7 protein-coding genes are annotated in these 5,461 nt (G+C 59.7%); 4 read left to right on the top strand and 3 right to left on the bottom strand.

The window, feature by feature from the left end; genetic code table 11:
• The coding region (locus ACXRVY_RS15800; RefSeq protein ID WP_458237716.1) for a cation:dicarboxylate symporter family transporter at nucleotides 1-598 on the bottom strand (598 nt) is incomplete at its 3' end.
• Nucleotides 599-985: 387 nt separating this feature from the next.
• Between ACXRVY_RS15800 and ACXRVY_RS15795 the strand changes: the two genes are divergently transcribed.
• Nucleotides 986-2,146, top strand: coding sequence for an MFS transporter (locus ACXRVY_RS15795; protein WP_223462334.1), 1,161 nt, complete (start codon nucleotides 986-988; stop codon nucleotides 2,144-2,146).
• Here ACXRVY_RS15795 and nhaR read toward each other — a convergent pair.
• On the bottom strand, nucleotides 2,133-3,032 hold the full coding sequence (gene nhaR / locus ACXRVY_RS15790) for a transcriptional activator NhaR (RefSeq protein WP_223462333.1): 900 nt from the start codon (nucleotides 3,030-3,032) through the stop codon (nucleotides 2,133-2,135). The two genes, ACXRVY_RS15795 and nhaR, sit on opposite strands and share 14 nt — an antisense overlap.
• Before the next feature lie 135 nt (nucleotides 3,033-3,167).
• Between nhaR and ACXRVY_RS15785 the strand changes: the two genes are divergently transcribed.
• Entirely contained in the window at nucleotides 3,168-3,410 is a 243-nt protein-coding gene (locus tag ACXRVY_RS15785) for a hypothetical protein (RefSeq protein WP_223462332.1), read from the top strand.
• A gap of 29 nt (nucleotides 3,411-3,439) precedes the next feature.
• Nucleotides 3,440-4,189, top strand: a complete 750-nt coding sequence (locus ACXRVY_RS15780) for a TerC family protein (protein ID WP_223462331.1) — start codon at nucleotides 3,440-3,442, stop codon at nucleotides 4,187-4,189.
• Between the two features lie 65 nt (nucleotides 4,190-4,254).
• On the opposite strand, the gene ACXRVY_RS15775 is transcribed toward ACXRVY_RS15780, so the two are convergent.
• Nucleotides 4,255-4,422: a hypothetical protein gene (locus tag ACXRVY_RS15775; protein WP_223462330.1), complete on the bottom strand. Its 168-nt coding sequence runs from the start codon at nucleotides 4,420-4,422 to the stop codon at nucleotides 4,255-4,257.
• Between the two features lie 179 nt (nucleotides 4,423-4,601).
• Here ACXRVY_RS15775 and ACXRVY_RS15770 point away from each other — a divergent pair, with 179 nt between their 5' ends.
• The gene (locus tag ACXRVY_RS15770) at nucleotides 4,602-5,333 is read left to right on the top strand and encodes a peptidase C39 family protein (protein ID WP_223462329.1); all 732 of its coding nucleotides are present in this window, start codon (nucleotides 4,602-4,604) and stop codon (nucleotides 5,331-5,333) included.
• The last annotated feature ends 128 nt before the right edge of the window (nucleotides 5,334-5,461 follow it).

Below are 5,461 nucleotides of genomic sequence, written 5' to 3'. Positions count from 1 at the left end.
CCACCAGACCGAAGATGCCCAGCGGGGCGAAGCTGATCACCAGGCGCACGATCACCGTCACGCCGTTGGACAGGTCGCCCAGCACTTCACGAGTGGTATCGCCGGCATGACGAATGGCAATGCCCATGCCGATGGCCCACGCCAGAATGCCGATGAAATTGGCGTTCATCAGCGCGCTGACCGGATTATCGACCACGCTCAGCAACAGGCTTTGCAACACTTCGCCAATCCCGCCTGGCGCTGTGACCGCGACGTCCTGGGTCGACAGCACCAGGCTCGACGGGAACGTTATGCTGGCAACCACCGCGACCACGGCCGCAGCGAAAGTGCCCAGCAGATACAGGAACAGAATCGGCCGGATGTGGGTTTCCTGGCCGTGCTTGTGGTTGGCAATCGATGCCATGACCAGCACGAACACCAGAATCGGCGCGACGGCTTTGAGCGCCGAGACAAACACTTTGCCGATGAACGCCGTGGACTTCGCCAGGTCGGGGGCAACCAGCGCCAGGGCAATACCGGCGATCAGGCCGATCACGATCTGTGTGACCAGGCTCAGGCGTTTAAGGCGTTGCAATAGAGAAGGGGATGAAGCAGTCATAAAACGGCATCTCTGATTTTTTATAAGTGCGAGGTTTCGCCGCGCTTGCAGCAACGAACAGGGCAGGCCGCAGGCAGGAAACCGAGAAGGAAACACAGGGTGTAGAACGCCGCAATCCTTGTGGGAGCGAGCTCGCTCCCACAGGTTTGCCCCTTAAATGATCGGCTTTGATCACAGGGTGTACATTTTTCAGGGCGCGGACTTTATCACAGCGCAGGCACGATCTTTCAGACCTGTGACGAACTGCCACCCTGGCATTCAACGAGATAGGCAGGTTCGTGCAACCGGGTTCGGAAACACTCTGTTAAGATTCGCCATCCTCATTTTCATGTCTGCCAGTGGGCCTCCGGGCTATCGCTGGTGTCGTCGTTTTTTCTGGAGTTCTGCATGCTGTTGCCCATTCTTCTGTTGTCTGCAGCCGGTTTTACGGTGCTGACCACGGAGTTCATCATCGTCGGCCTGTTGCCGGCCATCGCCCGGGATCTGGACGTCAGCATCCCGCAAGCGGGTTTGCTGGTGACGTTGTTCGCCTTCACCGTGGCCGTGTTCGGGCCGTTCTTGACGGCGTACTTCGCCCGTTTCGAACGGCGTAAGCTGTTTATCTCGGTGCTGATCATGTTCGGTCTGGCCAACACGCTGGCGGCGCTGGCGCCGAACATCTGGGTGATGGCGTTCGCCCGTTTGATCCCGGCGCTGGGGCTGCCGGTGTTCTGGGCCTTGGCCAGCGAGACGGCGGTGGACATCGTCGGGCCGGATTACGCCGGTCGCGCCATCGCCAAGATCGGCTTCGGCATTGTTTGCGCCACGGTGTTCGGCATTCCGGTGGGCACGCTGATTTCCGATGCGTTCGGCTGGCGCAGTGCCTTCGCGATTCTGGCGGTCATCGCCTTTGCCAAGGCGTTGCTGCTGTTTATCTATCTGCCGAAGACCAACTTGCACCAGCATCAGGTGAGCTTCCGCTCGCAGTTCAAGATCCTGCGCAGCCCGCTGATGCTCGGTCACGTGCTGCTGTCGGTGATTGTGTTCAGCGGTATGTTCACCGCCTACACCTATCTGGCGGACATTCTTGAACGTCTGGCCGGCTTCAACGGCACGGTGGTCGGCTGGTGCCTGATGGGCTTCGGCGCGGTCGGGCTGATCGGCAACTCCCTGGGCGGCCGGGCGGTGGACCGCCATCCGCTGATGGCGTCGATGATGTTCTGCGCGTTCATGATTGCCGGCCTGGTGGCGCTGGTGCCGAACATTCACTCGCCGCTCGGTCTGGCGGCGGCGATGGGCATCTGGGGCGTGACCCAGGCGGCGTTGTTCCTGGTCAGCCATGTGCGTCTGATGAAGGCCGCGCCCGAAGCGCCGGCGTTTGCCGCGTCGCTGAACATCGCCGGGGCCAACCTCGGTATCGGTCTGGGCGCGATGATCGGTGGTCGGGTGATCGACAGCGTTGGCCTGCAAGGCCTTGGCTTTGCCGCCGCTGCTTTCATTCTGGCGTCGATCCTGCTGGCCATCGCCCTGATGACCTTCAAGCCGCGCGAAGAGGTCACAGCGCTGTAAACAGCTCGCGTCGGGCACCTTCGGTAATGGCGACAATGCCGGGGTGCTTGACCTTGCGTTCCACTGAGATGGCATAGAACGACTCGCTCACCGCGTCGGTCTGGCCGATCACTTCCACGCCATATTGGCGTTGCACTTCATCGGCAATCACGCTCGGACCGATGAAGATCCCGCTGCCGGATTGGCCGAAGGCCTGCATCAGGGCGCTATCGTCGAACTCACCGACAATTTTTGGCTGGATCTGCTGCTCGGCGAACCAGCGTTGCAAACGGCTGCGCACCACGGTTTCCGGGCCGGGAATCAGCAGCGGCGCACCGTGCAGATTGCGCGGGAAGTCCCGGCCGTATCGTGCCGCCAGCTCAGGGGTGGCGAAAAAGCTGATCCCGCACTCACCGAGTTTCTGGCTGTAGCCCTTGATGTCCAGGTGCGACGGCATAGGGCTGTCGGAGATCACCAGGTCCAGACGCTGGATCGCCAGGTCGGCCAACAAACGTTCAAGCTTGTCTTCGCGACAAGTGATGCGCAGCGGTTCGCTCAGCTCCATGGTCGGTGCGATCAGGCGATAGACGATGGACTTGGGCACCACGTCGGCCACACCGACGCGAAACAGGATCTGCTGTTCATTGGGTTGTGCCCGCAGCATCAGTTCCAGTTCACCACCCAGCTGAAACATTTGTTCGGCGTAGGGCAGGGCCTGGCGGCCGGCCTCGGTCAGTTCGAGTTGCCGTCCAACGCGCCGAAACAACTCGATACCAAAGGTCTGTTCCAGTAACGAAATCTGCCCGCTGATGGTTTGTGGCGTGAGATTGAGCTGCTCGCAGGCGCGCACGATGCTGCCGGTCTTGGCCACCACCCAGAAGTAATGCAATTGCCGATAGTTGAGCATGGCGATCTACAGTTCGTAAAAATCGAATTATAACCGCTGAAAATACGAATTTTCCTGAAGTATTCACTTCCCTAGAATGCATCGCTATCAACGGGCCATCGTTTAGGTCCCGTTCGTTCTATCGAGGAAGGCATCATGAAGCTGAAAACCACGGCACTGTTGATTACGTCTTTACTGGTACTGGCCGGTTGCGACCAGGCCGAGAAAAGCGCGCAACAGTTGATGGGCAAGGCCGCCGAAAGCGCCAAACAGGCAATTGACGATACCCACAAGGCCGCCGAGCAAGCACTCAGTGACGCCACCAGCGGGTTGATCAGCAAAAAAGAATCATCGGAAAAAGAATCGGAAAAAACCGAATCTTCCTCCCAGGAAATCTAAACCGTATTACAACGAGTCAGGACTGACCCATGGACTACCTTTTACAACTTGCCGCCAGCCCCACCGCCTGGGTTGCCCTGGCCACCCTGGTGGTGATGGAAATCGTGCTCGGCATCGATAACCTGATCTTCATTTCGATCCTGACCAACAAACTGCCTGAGCAGCACCGGCAGAAGGCTCGGCGCATCGGTATCGGCATGGCGCTGATCCTGAGACTGGGTCTGTTGAGCACCATCGCGTTCATCGTCCAGTTGACCGCTCCGGTGATCGAGGTGCTCGGCCATGCGCTCTCCTGGAAGGACATGATCCTGATCGCCGGTGGCCTGTTTCTGTTGTGGAAGGCAACCACGGAGATCCATCACAGCATGGACCCGGCACCGGAAGATCCGAAGTCGGCAACCTCGACCGTGACCCTGGGCTTTGCGGCGGCGATCGGTCAGATTCTGATGCTGGACATGGTTTTTTCCATCGACAGCATCATCACCGCTGTCGGCATGACCGAGCACTTGCCGATCATGATCATTGCGGTGGTGGTGTCGGTACTGGTGATGTTGCTGGCGGCTGATCCGCTGGCCAGGTTCATCAACGACAACCCGACGGTGGTGATGCTGGCCCTGGGCTTCCTGATCATGATCGGCATGACGCTGATCGCCGAAGGCTTCGGCGCCCACGTACCGAAAGGCTACGTCTATGCGGCCATGGCATTCTCGGCTTCGATCGAGGCGTTGAACATGATGTCCCGCCGGGCCAGGCAGAAGCGGGTAGTCACTGAGGCTTGACCCACGCTAAAAGAAACGGCCGCCTGAACTCCATGGAGTGCAGGCGGCCGTTTTTGTTTGGCTTGTCAGTGAGCGTTGGCGTGTTGGCTMGGTGTCTTGTCCGTTTCCGGCGCAGGAACTCGCTGAACAGGGTGATGGTGGCGGCGAGTAATGCGCAGCACGCCCCACAGCATGGCGGCGGCTACCGCCAGCCAACCGCCAATCAACATCACAATGATCATGGTCAGGCTCATCTGTGCCTCCTCTTTGCCCTTCTGTGGGCACACGCGCTTCGCTGTCGTCCCTTCAGGGAACAGTCTAGCCGTTGCTGTATTTCAGGCTATTGAGCGAAAGTCGGCAGTCACCAACCAGTTCGCTCTATCGAATGCACGCGACTACCGTTTAAAGCTATACCGTAGCGGCGCGGCGACCTATGATCGACGACCCAGCCGGGAATGGGATTGCCTGGCGTCTGAACCTGAACAAGAGAGGGATGATGGTGCGGGTATTTTCTCGAATTTTGTCGGCCATGCTCATAGCCGGTTGCGTGGCAAGCCTGGCGGGCTGTGCCGGGAGTGTTGCACCCGAGATCAAGCGTTTGCCGGAGCGTGTCGAGCTCAGCGGCCGATTCTACCGGGGCGATGCGTATCAAAGCGGACCGCAGGTGCTGGCCAGCATGCTGTCCCAACAGGGCATCGTGATTACCCCGGGGTTACTCGACAAACCCTTGCATCTGCCGGGGGGCGAAGTCCAGTTGCAACAGAACATGCAGAACCTTGCCCGCGAGTACGGGATGGTGGTTTATCCCCTCGACAGCAACCTGCCGGCCTTGTTGACGCAAGTCGCCGCCGGTTATCCGGTGATGGTGCGCTTCACGGAAGGTTCGGCCATGTGGGCCGAACCGCGCTACGCCATTCTTGCCGGTTACAACCGCCAGAAGCAGACGGTCCTGCTGCGCGCCGGGATGAATCGCAGCGAACTGATGAGCTTCAGCTCCTTCGAGTCGGCGTTCAAGGACGCCGGCGGTTGGGCCGTGCTGATCCAGAAACCGACGCAGATCCCGGCCCAGGTCGATCAACAGCGTTGGCTCAAGGCCGCCAACGATCTGGCTCAGGCCGGTCAGGAACAGGCCGCCGCCAGGGCGAAAAAAGCCCTGGCCCCCTAAGTCCGTTTGTCATCCGGCGGGCACCTTCGCCCATCGTCAGGTTCTGATTCTTGAGGGCCCGGAACATTATTCCGGGCCGAGATCAGGAGGTGCCCATGGTTCAATCCACAACGCCCGTCGGTCCGCAC

It is taken from the genome of Pseudomonas sp. P5_A2_2 (assembly GCF_054177685.1).
The sequence above is the reverse complement of the archived record's forward strand: the minus strand, read 5'-3'. Positions and strand labels throughout refer to the sequence as shown.

Excerpts from the sequence above, each read along its gene's own strand:
- ACXRVY_RS15795 (WP_223462334.1), top strand. The coding sequence starts at position 986 with ATGCTGTTGCCCATTCTTCTGTTGTCTGCAGCCGGTTTTACGGTGCTG.
- nhaR (WP_223462333.1), bottom strand. The coding sequence starts at position 3,032 with ATGCTCAACTATCGGCAATTGCATTACTTCTGGGTGGTGGCCAAGACC.
- ACXRVY_RS15785 (WP_223462332.1), top strand. The coding sequence starts at position 3,168 with ATGAAGCTGAAAACCACGGCACTGTTGATTACGTCTTTACTGGTACTG.
- ACXRVY_RS15780 (WP_223462331.1), top strand. The coding sequence starts at position 3,440 with ATGGACTACCTTTTACAACTTGCCGCCAGCCCCACCGCCTGGGTTGCC.
- ACXRVY_RS15770 (WP_223462329.1), top strand. The coding sequence starts at position 4,602 with ATGATCGACGACCCAGCCGGGAATGGGATTGCCTGGCGTCTGAACCTG.